The sequence below is a fragment of the Exiguobacterium sp. HVEsp1 genome, from assembly GCF_002009685.1.
GTDB lineage: Bacteria > Bacillota > Bacilli > Exiguobacteriales > Exiguobacteriaceae > Exiguobacterium > Exiguobacterium profundum.
In genome coordinates this window covers 2,380,901-2,397,858 of the sequence record NZ_KV917367.1, presented here as the reverse complement: position 1 = coordinate 2,397,858, position 16,958 = coordinate 2,380,901, and the positions used below count along the sequence as shown (strand labels likewise).

General features: G+C 51.3%; 18 protein-coding genes and 2 pseudogenes. 7 read left to right on the top strand and 13 right to left on the bottom strand.

Features of this window, described 5'->3' with window-relative positions:
• The first annotated feature begins 83 nt into the window (after positions 1–83).
• Positions 84–1,790 (top strand): methyl-accepting chemotaxis protein, encoded by a 1,707-nt coding sequence (locus tag BV910_RS12220; RefSeq protein ID WP_256363521.1) that lies wholly within the window; start codon positions 84–86, stop codon positions 1,788–1,790.
• A gap of 112 nt (positions 1,791–1,902) precedes the next feature.
• Positions 1,903–2,652, top strand: a complete 750-nt coding sequence (locus BV910_RS12215; RefSeq protein WP_078147538.1) for an SDR family NAD(P)-dependent oxidoreductase — start codon at positions 1,903–1,905, stop codon at positions 2,650–2,652.
• Positions 2,653–2,718: 66 nt separating this feature from the next.
• Here the strand turns inward: BV910_RS12215 and BV910_RS12210 are convergent.
• The 7 genes and pseudogenes from BV910_RS12210 to BV910_RS12180 form a co-directional block, all read right to left on the bottom strand.
• A pseudogene (locus BV910_RS12210) lies at positions 2,719–3,725 on the bottom strand (IS3 family transposase); the annotation flags it as partial.
• A 223-nt stretch (positions 3,726–3,948) separates the two neighbouring features.
• Positions 3,949–4,692 (bottom strand): ABC transporter permease, encoded by a 744-nt coding sequence (locus tag BV910_RS12205; RefSeq protein WP_078147537.1) that lies wholly within the window; start codon positions 4,690–4,692, stop codon positions 3,949–3,951.
• A complete protein-coding gene (locus tag BV910_RS12200) occupies positions 4,689–5,618 on the bottom strand; it encodes an ABC transporter ATP-binding protein (protein ID WP_078147536.1) in 930 nt (309 codons plus the stop codon). The genes BV910_RS12205 and BV910_RS12200 overlap by 4 nt, the downstream gene beginning before the upstream one ends.
• Before the next feature lie 15 nt (positions 5,619–5,633).
• Positions 5,634–6,044: a DUF3021 domain-containing protein gene (locus BV910_RS12195; protein WP_143404790.1), complete on the bottom strand. Its 411-nt coding sequence runs from the start codon at positions 6,042–6,044 to the stop codon at positions 5,634–5,636.
• The gene (locus BV910_RS12190; RefSeq protein WP_240499853.1) at positions 6,037–6,471 is read right to left on the bottom strand and encodes a LytTR family DNA-binding domain-containing protein; all 435 of its coding nucleotides are present in this window, start codon (positions 6,469–6,471) and stop codon (positions 6,037–6,039) included. The genes BV910_RS12195 and BV910_RS12190 overlap by 8 nt, the downstream gene beginning before the upstream one ends.
• Before the next feature lie 154 nt (positions 6,472–6,625).
• A pseudogene (locus BV910_RS12185) lies at positions 6,626–7,587 on the bottom strand (helix-turn-helix domain-containing protein); the annotation flags it as partial.
• 86 nt (positions 7,588–7,673) lie between these two features.
• Positions 7,674–8,549, bottom strand: a complete 876-nt coding sequence (locus tag BV910_RS12180; RefSeq protein WP_078147533.1) for a hypothetical protein — start codon at positions 8,547–8,549, stop codon at positions 7,674–7,676.
• Between the two features lie 533 nt (positions 8,550–9,082).
• Between BV910_RS12180 and BV910_RS12175 the strand changes: the two genes are divergently transcribed.
• Both BV910_RS12175 and BV910_RS14830 read left to right on the top strand, forming a co-directional pair.
• On the top strand, positions 9,083–9,307 hold the full coding sequence (locus BV910_RS12175) for a hypothetical protein (RefSeq protein ID WP_078147532.1): 225 nt from the start codon (positions 9,083–9,085) through the stop codon (positions 9,305–9,307).
• A gap of 19 nt (positions 9,308–9,326) precedes the next feature.
• A complete protein-coding gene (locus tag BV910_RS14830; RefSeq protein WP_168169867.1) occupies positions 9,327–9,491 on the top strand; it encodes a hypothetical protein in 165 nt (54 codons plus the stop codon).
• Positions 9,492–9,502: 11 nt separating this feature from the next.
• Here BV910_RS14830 and BV910_RS12170 read toward each other — a convergent pair whose 3' ends face one another.
• On the bottom strand, positions 9,503–10,651 hold the full coding sequence (locus BV910_RS12170) for a hypothetical protein (protein WP_078147531.1): 1,149 nt from the start codon (positions 10,649–10,651) through the stop codon (positions 9,503–9,505).
• A gap of 134 nt (positions 10,652–10,785) precedes the next feature.
• Between BV910_RS12170 and BV910_RS12165 the strand changes: the two genes are divergently transcribed.
• A complete protein-coding gene (locus tag BV910_RS12165) occupies positions 10,786–11,346 on the top strand; it encodes an AAA family ATPase (RefSeq protein WP_078147530.1) in 561 nt (186 codons plus the stop codon).
• A 35-nt stretch (positions 11,347–11,381) separates the two neighbouring features.
• On the opposite strand, the gene BV910_RS12160 is transcribed toward BV910_RS12165, so the two are convergent.
• The 5 genes from BV910_RS12160 to BV910_RS12140 are packed head-to-tail and all read right to left on the bottom strand — an operon-like array spanning position 11,382 to position 15,324.
• Positions 11,382–12,113 (bottom strand): carbohydrate deacetylase, encoded by a 732-nt coding sequence (locus BV910_RS12160; RefSeq protein WP_240499852.1) that lies wholly within the window; start codon positions 12,111–12,113, stop codon positions 11,382–11,384.
• Positions 12,070–12,363, bottom strand: coding sequence for a PTS sugar transporter subunit IIB (locus BV910_RS12155; RefSeq protein ID WP_012727190.1), 294 nt, complete (start codon positions 12,361–12,363; stop codon positions 12,070–12,072). Before BV910_RS12155 ends, BV910_RS12160 begins: the two co-directional genes overlap by 44 nt.
• Positions 12,360–12,659, bottom strand: coding sequence for a PTS sugar transporter subunit IIA (locus tag BV910_RS12150; protein ID WP_168169900.1), 300 nt, complete (start codon positions 12,657–12,659; stop codon positions 12,360–12,362). The genes BV910_RS12155 and BV910_RS12150 overlap by 4 nt, the downstream gene beginning before the upstream one ends.
• Positions 12,660–12,688: 29 nt before the next feature.
• Positions 12,689–14,008 (bottom strand): PTS sugar transporter subunit IIC, encoded by a 1,320-nt coding sequence (locus BV910_RS12145; RefSeq protein ID WP_078147527.1) that lies wholly within the window; start codon positions 14,006–14,008, stop codon positions 12,689–12,691.
• Complete coding sequence (locus BV910_RS12140; protein WP_078147526.1) at positions 14,005–15,324, bottom strand: 6-phospho-beta-glucosidase; 1,320 nt, start codon at positions 15,322–15,324, stop codon at positions 14,005–14,007. The genes BV910_RS12145 and BV910_RS12140 overlap by 4 nt, the downstream gene beginning before the upstream one ends.
• Before the next feature lie 174 nt (positions 15,325–15,498).
• On the opposite strand from BV910_RS12140, the gene BV910_RS12135 reads away from it, so the two are divergent.
• Positions 15,499–16,215: a GntR family transcriptional regulator gene (locus BV910_RS12135; protein ID WP_078147525.1), complete on the top strand. Its 717-nt coding sequence runs from the start codon at positions 15,499–15,501 to the stop codon at positions 16,213–16,215.
• A gap of 326 nt (positions 16,216–16,541) precedes the next feature.
• Positions 16,542–16,946 carry a hypothetical protein gene (locus BV910_RS12130; protein ID WP_078147524.1) on the top strand — a complete coding sequence of 135 codons (405 nt, stop codon included), beginning with the start codon at positions 16,542–16,544 and terminating at the stop codon, positions 16,944–16,946.
• Positions 16,947–16,958 lie beyond the last annotated feature (12 nt).

Here is a 16,958-nt window from a genome sequence, read left to right as displayed (position 1 = left end):
GCTGTTGTATCCGATAAAGAAAAAGGCAATACATAAAAATAGAGAGAAATAGAGGTGGAAGAGGAGAGGTCTCCTCGTAGTACGTGAAAAAGATACGGAACACATGGACGTTATCAAGAAAAATCATGACGAGTATCGGTTTGATTCTAATTTTGACAATCGTTGGAATGGGATACAATCTGTGGACGCTCGACCGGATGACGAGTCAATATGAACACATGATTTCAAACGATGTCATGAAGATGAAAGCGGCAGACGACTTGGCGCTCGGGATGGTCCGTCAAGCGTATGGTGTCCGCGGGTATGTGCTTCTACAGGATGATGAGCGCAAACAACAAATCACTCGTGGTGGAGAAGAGAAGAAAGCCGCCATCGAATCGTTGATCGAACTCGCGGACAATGAGACCGAACGAAAAGAATTTGAATCGTTACTCGAATATGCGACTGGATATGACGAGTTGGCGACACAAGCCATCGCGGCAATCGACTCAAAAGATCAAGAAGCGATTGATCGTTTGACACTACGTCTCATGCCAGACGTGACGAAATCGATCGCATCGACCGGAGACGCATTGCAGGCCGAGACGGAAGAGAAGATGTTGGCGATGCAGATGGAGCTCCAAGAAGCGAGTCAGCGTGCCTTCTGGTACTCGGTTATCATCGCCATCGTCAGTTTCGTCCTGACGATGGGCGCCGGATATGCCATCAGCCGTATGGTGACGACACCGCTCCGTTTCTTAGCGAAAGAAGTAGAAGTAGTCGCGGAAGGTGATTTGACACGTGAGGATCTTCAGGCGCTCACACAAGATGAAATCGGACAATTGATGACCGGCTTCAACCGCATGAAGGGTAATTTGCGTGAACTCATTGACCGCGTCACCCAAAACGCACAGGAAATCACAGCACAATCGGAAGAACTGTATGCGAGTACGGAAGAGATGGCGTCACAGATGGAGGAAACGACACGTCTCATCGACCGAGTCGTGGAAGAAACGGTCGCGCAGGCGAAAGAAGCGACTGGAACATCTCAAGCGGTGGCTGCTGCCGATGAAGGCATCGGTCGTATCGCTGGCTCGATCGGCTCGATTGACGATGACGTGTCGCAAAGTTTGATGCTCGCCGAAGAAGGTGGTGCGACGATGGCTCAGGCGAAAGACGAGGTGCTCGCACTGGAGCGGGAAACACGTCTGACGGGAGAATCGATTTCGGCATTGAAGCAACAGTCTGACGAGATCGCCCTTATCACCGAGGTCATTCAATCGATCACCGACCAGACAAACTTGTTGGCATTGAACGCGGCCATCGAAGCGGCACGTGCCGGTGAGCAAGGAAAAGGGTTCGCCGTCGTTGCAGAAGAAGTGCGTAAACTTGCCGAGCAGTCGAAGCAGTCGGCGACACAGATCGCCGGGTTGATCGAGTCGATTCAGACACAGTCGAACGCCGTTCTCGACCAACACGTCGTCAGTGCGAAACGCGTCGAGACGAACACGTTGTTGCTCGAACGAGCGACACGTGCGTTCGAACAGATTGTCAGTCAGCTCGAGACATCAGTCGATAATACGTCACATATCCGCATCGCCTCGCATGAGATTGCGGAGACGACGAAACAAGTCGCGACGTCCTCTCTTCAAATGTCACAAGACAGTGAAGGGATGGCCGACACAATGCGTACGGTCGGTGAGACGGCTGACGCCCAACTCGCGATGATCCAAGAATTGAACGGTGTCGCTGAATCACTCGGCAATATGACGAGTGACCTGCAGACACTGATTGGTCGATTCACGACATAAGTTGAAAGCCCTGTCTCCTTGGAGTCAGGGCTTTTCGTTCACATCGGAACGATTCGCGATGAAGAAAGTGGGGAATCAACAACAAGGTAAACGACAAAAAGGAGTGGATTATATGAAGTATACGGTCATTACAGGAGCTAGTTCAGGAATCGGCTATGAGACAGCGAAGCTACTCGCCGAAAAAGGCAAGTCGCTTGTGCTCGTCGCAAGACGGAAAGAAGAGCTTGAGTCGCTACGTGATGAGATCAAATCCATCTCGCCGGATAGTGATGTCATCATCAAATCGACCGACCTATCATATAGCGAAAACGTGTATGGTCTCTATGAATCGCTCGCGGACCTCGATATCGAAACGTGGATCAACAACGCCGGATTCGGGGATGCGGATCTCATCAAAGATGTCGACCTCGGTAAAATCGAGAACATGATTCGTCTGAATATCGAAGCGCTCACCGTCTTATCGAGTCTATACGTCCGAGATTATCATGACGTCGAAGGGGCGCAACTGTTGAACGTGTCGTCTGTCGGGGGCTATCGGATCGTCCCGAACTCGGTCACGTATTGTGCGACGAAGTTCTTCGTGAGTGCGTATACGGAAGGGCTCGCGCAAGAGTTGAAGCAGAGTGATGCCAAGCTTCGGGCGAAAGTACTCGCACCGGCTGCAACCGAAACGAGTTTCGCCGACCGGGCTCGCGATACGGAAGGGTTCGACTATAGCGAGAACGTCGCAAAGTATCACACGGCGCGCGAGATGGCAGAATTCCTATGGGAGTTACTTGAAGGCGACGAAGTCGTCGGGATTGTCGATCCGGAGGACTACTCGTTCAGCCTGCGCGGACCGATTAAACCGTATGCCGGATAAACAAAAGCATCACGCCGCGCTGAACTGCTCCCCGTCAAGTAGACAGGGCAAATAATGAATACCGACCTAGGCGGCTTGAGCCCTGTATTCGACAGGGCTCAAGCCGTTTAGTCGTTTCTGGAAACGATCGTGGTTGTAGAACGTTATGTAGGTCTCGATGGCCGATGTGAGTTCGCTATATGCTTGGAACTCACGCAAGTAGTACATCTCCACTTTCAAGGTGCCCCAAAAACTCTCGATCGGCGCATTGTCGATGCAACGTCCGACCCGGGACATGCTTCGGGTCATTCCCGCGTCTTCTACCATCCGTTTGAACCCTCTCGAGGTATATTGGAACCCTTGGTCGCTATGGATCATCGGACGTGTTCCTTGACGGAGCCCCGCGATGGCTGGCATCATCGTATGGAACACGAGCCCGTTGTTGTTGGACCTCCCGATGCGATAGGCGACGATTGAGCCGTCATACAGGTCGATGATCGCGCTCAGGTAGGCCTTCTTCCCGGCGCCGTATTTGAACTCGGTGACGTCGGTGCACCATTCCTCGTCTGGCCGGGATGCACTGAATTCTCGGTTCATCAGGTTCTCGGCCACATGTTGTGGCGTTGATTTCTTATGTCTCTTCCGCTTCCGGCGGATGATCGATTGGATCCCATGGATATGCATCAAGCGATAGATCCGCTTTTCATTGAACGGGGACAGGCTCTGTTGCCGGTGCAGCCGATTGATGGTCATTGTGATCCGACGGTACCCGTATGTGCCGTTCGCCTGGTCATAGAGTAGACGGATGTCCTCCAGAAGCTTCTCGTTCTCTTCTTGACGCACCGGTATGGTACGATTCAACCATTTGTAATAGGCCGCCCGTGAGATGCCGGCGACTCGACAGAGGAGCACGATCGAAAGGGCCTCCTCTTCGTTTAATTCTTTGATGGCGATATATCGTTGCTGTAGCCGTACCTGGCTGATCACGACTTCCTCTCGATCTCCTCCAACTTTTTTAGAAACAAGATGTCCGCACGAAGAAGTTCGTTCTCAAGCTCCATTTGCTGGATACGGCGCTTAAGCTTCTCTTCTTCCATCATGCGCAGCGCACTCAATTTTTGTTCGATCGTATGCCGACTTCTCGCCATAAAAAAACACTCCCCAATAGATAAACAGATTTTTTATTTCATCTGTTTACCTATTGGGGAGCATATCAGTATCGATACCAGGTCGCAGCTTAGGTCTACCCTTTTTTCTTTTTTACTGTCTACTTGACGGGGAGCAGTTCAAAAACCCCTGGGGTTGATTTTTGTTCATTTAACTCTTCGCCTGCCTCAAGTACCGCGGATAGAATACGAGCGCTGTGACGATACAAATTGTTCCGAAAACCATAAGAATTGCTAGAGATGCCCAAACATCTAGTAGAGTACCTTGCTCCAAGAGCACGGTCTTGTAGCCTTCTAGTGCCCAGTAATGTGGTAGGAACCTCGCAATGTTCTGCATCACCTCCGGCATAAATTCAACGGGCATCCAGAGACCACCGAGCATTGCACCACCGAGAGCAATGACTTGCGTGAGAGCAATTCCCATGTTTTCCGTCTTGGCGAGCACTGCCATCGCCATTCCACAGCCTGTCGCAACAAATGCCAGGCCGACAGAGAGTACAGCGAGCGCCACCGGGTCGCCGAGAGGAAGGTCATAGACAACTACACCAAACCCGAACAGCACGATGATCTGTAACAAGACCACTGCGACGAACGGCAACCATTTGCCAAGGAAATACTCCATCCGCGACAATGGTGTACTGGCCATACGCGCCGTCATGCCACTGTCGCGATCTTTGATAAACGCGATGACGATGGAAATCATGATGTAGAACGAGAACATGACTGTATACCCCGGCACGATCTGGACGACAAGTTGCTCGGGCTCTGCACCCATGCTCTCTCCGAATATCGTGATAAAGCCGACGATGAAGATGATGGGTAACAGAAATGTCCAAAACCATAGTCCCTTATCCTGTGTCTTCTTTTTCAGCTCTAGTAAGGCAATCGCGTTCATTGCACTCCCTCCTGTCTCGTGTCGCGTAAATGCGTGCCAGTCAGCTTGAAGAAGATGTCCTCGAGCTTCGCTTGACTGAGTTCAAGGCGTTCCGGAATGATGCCCTCAGCGGCAAACTGTTTGGCGATCCGCTCCAGAAGACGTAAAGGTTCTGCACTCTCAATCACAAACCCCTTATCCCGCGCAGTCACACCCTCGTATCCGTTTAACCCTTCTCGCGTCACGGACGGACCTTCCAAATAGATGGCCGCGTGTCGGTGTTTGGCGAGAACCTCTTGCATGGTTCCGTATTCGACGACGTTTCCTTGGTCTATAAACCCTATCGTGTCACACAACTGCTCCACTTCTTCCATGTAATGACTGGAATAAAGAATCGTCTTGTCCTGCCTTTTCAAGTCATGAATCAATTCGAAGATGGCCCAACGTGACTGAGGATCGACGCCTACTGTCGGCTCGTCGAGTACAATGATGTCCGGATCATGAAGTAAGGCACATCCGATATTCAATCGCCTCTTCATCCCTCCAGAGAAGGTGCGGACAAGGGATTTTTCTCGATCAGCTAAACCGATTAGTGCGAGTACCTGTTGTATGCGTTCTTGAAGCTTAGAACCCTTCAACCCATACAGCCTTCCGAAGAACAGCAAGTTATCACGCGCCGTCAACGTCTCTTCTAAACAGATGTCTTGCGGGACGTAACCGATGCGCCGTTTGATGGCTGTGACATTCTGTTTAAATGGTGCTCCTTGCACAAGGACATCTCCTTCATAGTCTTCCACCACACCGACTAAAATCTTCATGAGCGTCGACTTTCCTGCTCCGTTCGGGCCGACCAAACCGAAGCAGCTTCCCCTCGGTATATCGAGGTTTACTGAGTCAAGCGCTTGCCGTTTGTCATAGTTCTTGCGGACGCCTTGAATCTCGATCATATTTGTTCCCTCCCTTTATTTTCGTTGTTGCAAGGATTCATTCATGCGCTTTTCCATTTGCTTAAAGTACGTAAACCAGCCGATCCAGTTGAGGATGTAGGTGATTGTGAAAAATACAAATCCAATGGCAAGTGAACGTGGTGTGAGTGGAACCCAACCTGTGAGCCAAGTAAAGACAGGAAACAGCACAATCAGCGACGTTACATAATGAAACAAGGTCTGCTTCAACATGCTCCATTCGTCTCTTTCGAATAATAAAGCGCTTATGCTAAAGTACGCACCGATCAACATGCTGCCGAGTAAGTTCAGAGCAATCAGGTGAGAAGAAACGGTATCTTCGGGATCATTCAGTACAACAAGCGCAATGAGCGTCACCACAGCCCCTACACCAAATCCACCAAACATACGGACAATCAATTTACTCACCACGGCCGCCACCTCCTTCCACTAATTGCTTGCGCAGATGCTGCACATAGCTTCGTGTGACGTATTCTTTATTACCGGATTTAAAAAAGACACACAGATTTCCGTTGAACGATAGTTCGAATCTGTCAATCCGGTCCATGTTGCCGATGACCGATTTGGAGAAGCGAATAAAGCTGTAGTTGGTCAAGAATTCTTCTAGTTCATATAGTTTGAGCTTCAACTCTAGCGTTTTCGTCTGCATCTGCGCGTACACCTTTCGATTTGCCGAATAGACATAGTCAATCTCACTCGGCTGCAAGATCACAGACCCCTCGCCGTCTACAGCTACAAGTCGCTTCGGTGAACCTTCTGATTTATCGAGTTCCTTCAGATGCCGCACAATCGCCTCTACTTCTTCGGTCCACTCGCTTGCCTGGATGGTCACCATGGGAGTGTCTTCGTGGGCCGGGTCAATATCAATTTTGATTTTCATGGAGGCCTCCTTCTCTTCTTTTACAGTATGTTAGAAAAAGTCACAATTGGTGTATGTTTATGTATGAGTTGCAAAAACGGAAGCCTGACATGCACAATTTGTTGCATGAACGCCCCTCCTCGAACGGGGACAGGCTCTGTTGCCGGCGCAGCCGATTGATGGTCATCGTGATCCGACGGTACCCGTATGTGCCGTTCGCCTGGTCATAGAGTAGACGAATGTCCTCCAGAAGCTTCTCGTTCTCTTCTTGATGCACCGGTATGGTACGATTCAACCATTTGTAATAGGCCGCCCGTGAGATGTCGGCGACTCGACAGAGGAGCACGATCGAAAGGGCTTTCTCTTCGTTTAATTCTTTGATGGCGATATATCGTTGCTGTAGCCGTACCTGGCTGATCACGACATCCTCTCGATCTCCTCTAACTTTTTTAGGAACAAGATGTCTGCACGAAGAAGTTCGTTCTCAAGCTCCATTTGCTGGATACGGCGCTTAAGCTTCTCTTCTTCGCTTAGTTCGTCCTCTGGCTTCGTACGCCCACGGCGGTCCACGAGCGCCTCTGCCCCGCCCGTGTCATACTTTTTGATCCAGCCATAGACCTGGGCATAGGACACCTGAAATTGTTCCGCGGTCTGCTGGTAGTTGCGTCCATTCTCCAAACAATATTTCACGATCTCAAGGCGCTCTTCGAATGTAGTTTTTCTTCCTTTTGTCATAGCTCAATCCATTCCTTTTCTCGAATCTGTTAACTCGCTATGACTAGTATACTTCTTAATCCATTTACGAAGAACAGACCAATTACTGATCTGATACTTGGAGAGTACCTCCATTCTAGTGAACCCATCGAGATAGTCGCGGACGGCCGCGATTTTCAGTTCCTTGGTGTAAGATTTCCATGCCTTCGATTCCTTCAACGCATCGATCCCACCGGTATCGAATTTCACTTTCCACACCTGGAGGGTGTGCCTAGAGCCCCCATGAGCCCCCATGATTTCCTTCCAAGTATATGTTTCTTCTTCCATCATGCGCAGCGCACTCAATTTTTGTTCGATCGTATGCCGACTTCTCGCCATAAAAAAACACTCCCCAATAGATAAACAGATTTTTTATTTCATCTGTCTACCTATTGGGGAGCATATCACGCTGGCGTGATGTTTTTTCATGACGTCGGTACAGAGTAACCACCCGTGAAGCGGTGTGTCAGGCGACGTGTCCAGTAACGCAACCGAAGGCGCCACACATAGAGCTGCGACGTGTTCGGAAGAATGACGTTGTCGACGTATTCCGCGAACATGTGACGGAACATCCGCTCTTCACTGCGGTCATAAGTCGCACTCCACATCCCGTGATTCTCGACTTCTAGGAGCATCCAAATCATCTCGTCGGTAAGCGGGTCATCGTCCTTCAACTCGGCCGTCAGTGCAGCGAAACGATGGCTACACATAGACGCGTATAAGGAATGGGCATGCGGGTCATGCGGATTTAATGTTAAGTAACCGCTCGAAGTCTTCATCAGTTCATTGACCATATCGAGCGGAATGTCGTCATACACTTGGAAAAATTCGAGCAACATTGGGACGGTGTCCGGGCCGAATCCGGCTAGACGGACATAGTTCATGATATGAAGACCGGCCTCGCCATGGAACTTGCGGTCGAAGTAGTGGACGGCAAGGGCGCGGTGCATGATCGGGACGTCCGGATAGCGTTCGACGCCACGGAGAAAGTGTTGTTCCGCTTCGAACGTGAACCCGGTGTCTTCACTGACGAACCCTTTCAACATATGAAGAATGTAGTGATCGCCGAGCGCGCTCGCTTTGTCGAGCCACGGTTTGGCCGAATCAGTGTCACCTTCTCGAATGTATGGATAAGCGCGCATCGCCGGGAAGAATGGGTCATCCGGGAACGCGGTCTCGCCACGTGTTGCCATGTCATTGATGGCTTCAGCGTTATAAGCTTCTGTTAATTCTGCGAGGAGCATCATCTCAAGGAACGTGCGCTGGAACTCTGGGGTGTGTAAATCGATCGTTTGTGTCATACGGTGTCCTCCTCACAAGTACTGGTGTCGCTCTATTATACTTGTTCTTGCAAAAGGCGAGTAGCATCTTTTTTGACACTCCCACGATTAAAACCGTGGGATTCTGAAGTGCTTGTGCGAGCGCAGTCCATTTCTGTTTTGCTCAAACCTCCAGATGAGGGTGTGCCATCACCCCTCCTGAGACAGATCATATAGATTCTCAGGCTGGTGGACTGTTACCATCCACCACAGGTCGTTGCAGGTGTGTCCATCTGATGTTTTAGCGTCTTTTGCATGACGACAGGCATCGTTTTACCGGTCATATGTTTTCATGACCGAACCGTATACGATTTTCAAGGGGCGATGGACACAGGCGTTTTAGAGACTTGTTCTTGTCTATGGGATAAGTATACCCGAACGTCGGATGTTTTCACATCCGAACTCACTCTCATCCCATGCCTAAAGGCGGGCTATGTCCGATATGGGCTTTCCCGTTCGTAAAATCTTGTAAAAACGGGAAATGGAAAGGTAGGACTGGAAAGGAGGGGGAAGGCATGGCGACGTTCACTGGATATGTCGCAGAGGTGATGGAGGAAAAAATCCGCGTCACGCCGACGCGGGAAGCGGAACCGTTTGATGGCATCGTGTTTCATGTAGCGAGACCTCTTTTGGACGAGACACCGCTTCTCGTCGGGCAACAGGTTCGAGTCGAGCATGATGAACGATTGACACGCTCCTTGCCGCCACAAACAACGGCATATCGAATCGTTGTGTTATGATGAGGACGAGGTGAATGACATGGGACAACGGAACTTTCTATGGCTCGGAGCCGTCGTCGGCTTCAGTGCCCTCGTCGTCTGGTTGTTGCAAGATGCGCTCCCGTTCTGGGCGCTGTCGATTCTGCTTCTGGTATTAGGAGCGGTGCTCGGCAATCTCCAACGACGCTTCACACGTGACGAATAACGAGCACTCCATCATTCGGATGGGGTGCTCGTGTCGTTTTCCTCTTCAATCGGTTCTTCTGGATCGTCTTCGACGATGGAGTCCTCATCCCCGTCTGGTTCGAGTGTCGTCGGTTCTTCTGGTTCCGTTGGCTCTTCCGGTTCGGTCGGTTCCTCCGGCTCCGTCACCGGGGGATCGTCTTCAATCGGCTCTTCCGTTTCCGGTGGGTCCGTCGGTTCCTCTGGTTCACTTGGCGGTTCCGCAGGCTCTTCCGGCGTCACTTCCGGTGTCGTCGGTTCGGGCTCTTCCACAACTTCCTCTTCGACTTCTTCCTCGACCGGCGCCTCCGGTTCAGTGGCCGGTGGGATTTCAGGTTGCGCCTCGGGAATAGGGGGTGCTTCCGGAACGACGACCGGTTCTTCTGTCAAATCTGGTTTGATCGGTTCGACCGGTGCGAGTTCGATAGGTGGCGGTGCCGGTGCATCTTTTGCGATGAACGTCCGGATGTCTTGCTCAAATAGTGCGGTCGGCAAGGCGATTCCTCGCAAATGGATGGCGACGACTCGCCCGGATGCTGAAAGGAGTGGACTGCCATACGCATGACGAGGTAATTCAAAGTTTCGGCTATAGCCGTTCTCGGCGAATGTGACCGTTCCGTTGATTCGTTCTTGCATCGTCAATGTGATCAACGTCTCATCCTCTGCTGCAATCGCTTGCGTGAGGGTGTACGGTGTGTTCTCCGTCTCTTCGATTCGAATGACAGCGATGAGCTTCGTCCGACCGACGACGGTACCGGAGACGGCCTGCCCTTCATGGTACATGATGATATTCGTCAATCCAGCCACATTCGAGGCCGCTGTGACGACATCGCGTGAACTCACCAAAAATCCCGTCCCGTAACTGACGGTGAAGAGGCTATCTTGTAGTGCGGCGAAGTCGACCGGTGTCGCTTCGTCAGCGGAGACCGTATCTTCCCCAATCGGCAAGTTGACCTGATCGGCGAGCGAGTCGGTCGAACGTAGCATGTCCGTGAAATAGGCGTTTCCAATGAAGGTGACAAAGGCAATGAGTGCGATAGCGAATGGGGTGGCAAATAACCAAATCGTGCGACGTGAGCGGCGGCCACACGTCGGACAGACCGTTTTCGATCGTGTCTTCTTTCCGCAGTGGGGACAAGTCACAGGGGCACCTTCTTTCCATAAAGTTCGATGCTATGCTTATTCCTTCATTTGGAAAGAGGTAAACAAATATTTTGGAGGGGTCACACATTTTAAGTCACATGATAAAATCTTCAAAAGATGTAGGGGGAAATCCAATGAAATTCATCATCTTATTTGGTCCGCAAGCCGTCGGCAAGATGACGGTCGGGCAGGCGCTCGCCGACAAAACCGGACTGAAATTATTCCATAATCACATGACGATCGACCTCGTCGGACCGTTCTTCAATTACGGGACGCCGGAAGGGAAGCGACTCGTCCAACACTTTCGTCAAGAACTGTTCGAATCGGTCGCCAAGAGTGATCTACCCGGCATGATTTTCACGTTCGTCTGGGCGTTTGACATGCAGGAAGACTGGGATTACGTGAAGAAAGTGACGGATTTGTTCGAGTCACACGGGGCGGACATCTATTACGTCGAGCTCGAGGCCGAGATGGAAGAGCGCCTCGCGCGCAATACGACGGAGAACCGTCTTGCCCATAAACCGTCGAAGCGTGACATCGCTTGGTCCGAGGCAGAACTGAAGCAGACGGCAACGATGTATCGCTTGAACTCACGTCCGGGGGAATTAGACGTCGAGCACTATCTTCGGATCGATAACACGAACTTAAGTCCGGAAGAGACGGCGGCGCAGATTCAACAAGCGTTCGACCTATGAAAAAGCGGGTCCCCGTGAAAGGGAACCCGCTTTTGTCATGCCCACCAGTCGGGGCGTTCATAGTCGACCAACACCTGTTTTTCGAGGAGGCGTGGCTCGAGGTAAGACGTGACGCTCGGAAGACAATCATCGAGGTCGGCCGGATGGACCATCACTTCGATGGATCCACCTGGTTCGATGGCGTCGAGCGTCGCATGGGAGACACCGTCCGCATAGAACTGATCACTGAACCGTTCGGTCACCCACAAGTCTCGGCGTGACCCGAGCGTCGTTAAGGCCCGAAACGTCGTGTCATATTCTTCAGCGAGACGAATGATGATGTCGTGCAGAACCGGCCAACCGTGAATGTGATGGTGGCTGTCGAGATGGTCGAGCGGAAGTCCGGTCGCAAGGAACGCCTCGATTTGGGCTTTCCACTCGAGATAGACGAGCTCCGGGTCAGGTGAGTCTTCAGTCAAGAAACGGCTTGTGTAGCGGAACGTGCCGTCTTCTTTCGTGAGAGGGGCGCTCGTGTCGGCGAGCGGTTTGCCCCAAGATAAGACGAGATGGACCCCGACGCGGAGCGACGAATGTTGTTTCGCGAGTCGGACCGCTTCCTCGACGGCATACCCGTTCATGATCATCGTCGCCGAATTGACGATTCCATTCAGATGACTCTCCAAGGTGCCGGCGTTCACACCTGTCGTCAATCCGAAATCATCAGCGTTGACGAGGACGAACGTTTTAGGCATTGACGAGACCGAGTGCCTGGTCGAGGACCAGGTCACCTTTCATCATCCCGTACGCCATGTTATCGATGACCGCGACCGGTACGTCGACGGACGACTTGATTTTGCCTTCGAGGTAACGGACTTGGGGTCCGATCAAAATGACGTCGACGTTCGATTGTTCTTTCAAGCGCGACTCGGGGATCGCGTCAATGGATGCGTCGAGTCCGCGTGCAGCGGCTTCTTTCCGCATTTTTTCCACTAAGATCGATGTCGACATTCCTGCCGAGCAGACGAGTAAGATGTTCATGTCGTTTCCTCCAATCGATTCAAACGGGTGATCATGTCAATCATTTCGACGGCGAGCTCTTTCACGGTCATCGCCGTCATGAGGTGGTCTTGTGCGTGGACGAGGAGGACGCTCATGTCGCTCGTCGTCCCCCGTGCCTCTTCTTGTAACAGCTCCGTTTGTAGCTTGTGTGCGTCCAAGAAGGCCGCATCGGCTTCTTTCAACTTTGCCGCCGCTTCGTCCGCTTCACCGCGTTTCGCGGCAGCGATGGCCTCGAATGCAGAGGAGCGTGCGTTTCCGGCATGTAAGATCATCATAAACGAGAGTTCTTGGATGGTTTCGGTTTTCACGAAATCTTTTCTCCTTCCTCAGTAGCAGATTTGTTTTTATTGATTTCGGCTGTCATCGCCTTCGCTCCTGCCATGACGAATGGAATATACATCGCTGTCGCAATCGACAAGTTGACGATTTGGAGCAAGACGCCGCGGACGCTACCGCCTGTGACCAAATAGCCGCTAATGATCGGTGGCGTTGTCCAAGGGACGATGGCGACTGTCTTCGGAACCATGCCTGTCGAGAGCGCGACATAAGAGACGATGGTGAGCGTGACCGGCACTAAGATGAACGGTACGAGCATGATCGGGTTCAATACAATCGGAAGACCGAAGATGACCGGTTCGTTGATATTAAAGAGACTGGCTGGTGTCGACAGTTTTGCGACTTGGTGATACGGGTGATTCCGTTGTTTGCGGACGACGATGAAGATCGCGAGTAAGAGCGCGAACGTCGTACCCGATCCACCCATGAAGACGAACGCATCCAAGAACGGTTTTGTGACTGTGTACGGTACATCAAACGCTGACGTTCCAGCTTGGAAGGCAGCCAAGTTTTGCTCGATGAGCGGGAGATAGACCGGTTCGATGACCGAGCCGATGATGTTCGTCCCGTGAAGCCCGAAGAACCAAAGGATGTGGTTCAAGAAGGCGATCAGTAAGGCAGCCGGGAGTGAGTCACCGAATCCTTGGAGCGGTTGTTGGATCGCTTTAAAGATGACTTCAAATACACTGAGTTCGACGACGAGCGTCATGAAGAGCTGGAATCCTGCGACGACCGTCAAGATAATCATTGATGGGATGAGCGCTTGGAATGAACGTGTGACCCCACCTGGTACACCTTCTGGCATCTTGATCGTCAGTTTCGTATTGATGAGGTAGCGGAACATTTCTGTGACGACAATCGATACGATGATAGCGACGAAGAGTCCTTGTGCGCCGAGCCATGCGAAGTTGAGACCCCAGTCAGCAGTGACCGGTACGAGCATGATATACGAAGCGAGCGACAAAATCCCCGCCGCGAGCCCGTCAATCCCGTATGAACGGGCCAAGTTATACCCGATGGAGAAGGCGATCAGGAGCCCGAGTATCGCGAAGGACGCGTTCCAAATACTACCACCGAGTCCTTGCCAGTTGCCTTCGCCAAACATACTGTTCATTGATCCGACGAAGTCGAGTGAGAGACCACCGATGTTGACGGCTGGGAAGTTGTTGATAAGGACCGCGAGCGACCCGACGATGATGAGTGGCATGACGGAAACGAATCCGTCACGGATGGCGACTAAGTGCCTTTGGGACCCGATACGTCCCGCGATTTCAATAAACTTGTTCATGAGTAAACCTCCTTTTTGAATTGGGGTAGGTACGCCTCGTGCGCTGTGAACAGCTCTTTGAGAAGCGGGTCGATCCGTTTCTCGTCCTGGATGAGCGGGTTCATGAGGCAGGCAAGATAGGCGTCCTCGTACGTGCCAGATACAGCCGCTTGGATGGCGAGCTGTTCAAACGTTTTTAAGTTCGTGATGAGCCCACGGATCGGCAGCGGCAACGCGCCGATGGAGATGGGGCGAGGCCCCGACTTCGTGATGACGGCGTTCACTTCGATGACCGCGTCGTCTGGTAAATCCCGAATCGTGCCGTTATTGAGCGTGTTGACCGTCTGGATGTCACCGCGGTCGTTGTGAATCGAGTCCATCAAGTTGCAGGCGGCGTCTGAATAGTAGGCGCCTCCACGTTTTTCAAGCTCTTCCGGTTTGACGGCGAGATCGACGTCTTTGTACTTCTCGAACAACTGTGCCTCGACTTGTTGCACGACTTCGGCACGGGTGCCGTTTTGTTCGTACGCCTCGAGGTCTTTCTTCAATACATCTTTCGTCTGGAAGTAATACTGATGATACGGGTTCGGTAACATGCCGAGTGACGATAGGAACGATTCGCTCCAACCGAGCCCGACAATGTTCGCCGGCGAGTAGTCGTTGCCTGCGTTGAGCGAGGCGAGGACGTCACTCGTCCGGTCCACACCGTCGACCCATACGTGACGACCGAAGACGAAATGGTTCAATCCGATAAATTCAATCGCGACTCGTTCGACAGGCGTCTCGAGGATCTCAGCGACCGAGTTTCGCATGTTGAACGGGATGTTGCAGACACCGATGACCTTCTTATGAGATGAGTGCTTGAGTACGGCCTCGGTGACGATGCCCGCCGGATTGGTGAAGTTGACGAGCCAGGCGTCCGGACAAATCTCGGCGACTTCGTTTGCCAAGTCGATCAAGACGGGGATGGTACGGAACGCTTTGAATAATCCGCCTGCGCCGTTCGTCTCTTGCCCGATGAAGCCATGCTTGAGCGGGATGCGTTCATCGAGCGCACGTGCCTTGAGTCCACCGACCCGAATCTGTGTGGATACAAAATCTGCGCCGACGAGTGCGGCTCTTCGGTCGAGCGTCCAACTGAGTGTGATCTCGGCCTTTGCCTTCTCAATCATCCGCTTGGCGAGACGACCGACGATCTCTAATTTCTCCCTCCCTTCTTCGATATCGACGAGCACGATCTCCCGAACGGGGAACGTTGCCTGTCGATCAATCAATCCTTCGATGATTTCCGGGGTGTAACTGGACCCACCGCCGATGATGACGACCTTGACTGCCATGGTGCCAACTCCTCCTTTTGAAAGCGATTTCTTTTTGTCGTAACAAATATAACAAATGATACAACTTTCAGCAATATAAAAAATACAAATAATACAAATAAGTTTTTGTATTTGCATTTGTATGCTTGCTGTATCACAATAAAGGAACCAACCCAACGTAAAGGAGATGGAGACATGTCGCAATCGACGCTCCAAACCGCAATCAAGGATGAACTGCTGTCCCGCATCAAAAGTGGGCACTATAAAGAAGGGGAAAAATTTCCGACCGAATACGCGCTTTGCGAGGAGTTCGATGTGAGCCGGACGACGGTACGGGGCGCACTTAACCAGTTGACGATGGAAGGCTATCTAGTCCGTCAACAAGGACGCGGGACGTTCGTAGCCGGGAAGAAAGTCCAACAAACGTTGTCGTACACGCCGAACAACTATGCGGCCCAGCTCGCCGTCCAAGGAAAACGTGGGCAAGTCGCCTTGATCGACATCTCGGTCATCTCGGCGTCTGGTCAAATCGCATCGGTGTTTGAAGCGGAAGACAATGCCCCGATCCAGAAGATTGAGCGGATCCGTCATGCGGACGGGGAACCGACGCAGTATGAGGTCTCGTTCATCCCGTGGCAGATTGCACCGGGGATCACGAAGGAACAGGCGGAGCATTCGCTCTTCCGCACACTCGCCGAGGTTCACGACGTTCATGTCGCCAAGACGACAGAGGCACTGGAGATTGCCTTAGCTGACGAGAAGGTGAGTGCGCTCCTCGACTGTCCACTCGGGTCGCCGTGCTTCCATATCGAGACGGTGACAGAGGATGAGTCGGGACGAGCGATTGAATACTCACGCTCCTACTTCCGTGGAGACAAGACGAGCTTCGTCATCGAACGGGAGTATAATTAACAAAAGCGCCCGACTGTTTCGTGTGGAAACGGTCGAGCGCTTTGTTCGTTTAACCTGTAACAAAAAGAAATATGTTCATTTTGGTCTGAGATGACTATGTTTATCAAGGAAATGAGTAAGAAATGAACGCATTATACGGACAATGGATTTCAAAATGTAACTCCAATGTTGTAACAGATGACATGATTCGAAAGGTGACGAAATATGACCGTAACTACATTTGTTGGTGTGTTAATTTTAGGTCTCTTACTGTTAGGGTTGGGAATTCTCTCAAAAGATCGAAGATAATAAATTCAAGTGAATGAATGACGAGTGGGGGAAGCTAGATGAATGAATGGGAAAAATGGAATCCGTTAGAGTCTATGTCGGCACGTCTGTATAAAGAGTCACTATTGGACGATGGAGATTCTTTGCGAATTATCTTAAGGGACGAAACCGAGGGGCAGAAATATTCATTTCTGTTTGATGGTCTTTTGATTTCTTATCGAAACTCGGATGAGGGTTCACGATTGAGGATGTTAGAGCATCTGCATCAGCATTATGCACATCTTGAGTACGGGAATTGGACGTTATTCAAAATGAAAAATTCTAGTTATCTGGAATGGTTCGCCCAAGAATCTTTGGAGCGGTATGAAGGCATAGTTGAAGTGGAACACTATGTTTTTCTTACATCAAATGATGTGATTGAAGTGCTATCCGCTGATTCTCCAGTAATAACAAAGATGGTCTAGCATAGATTTTAT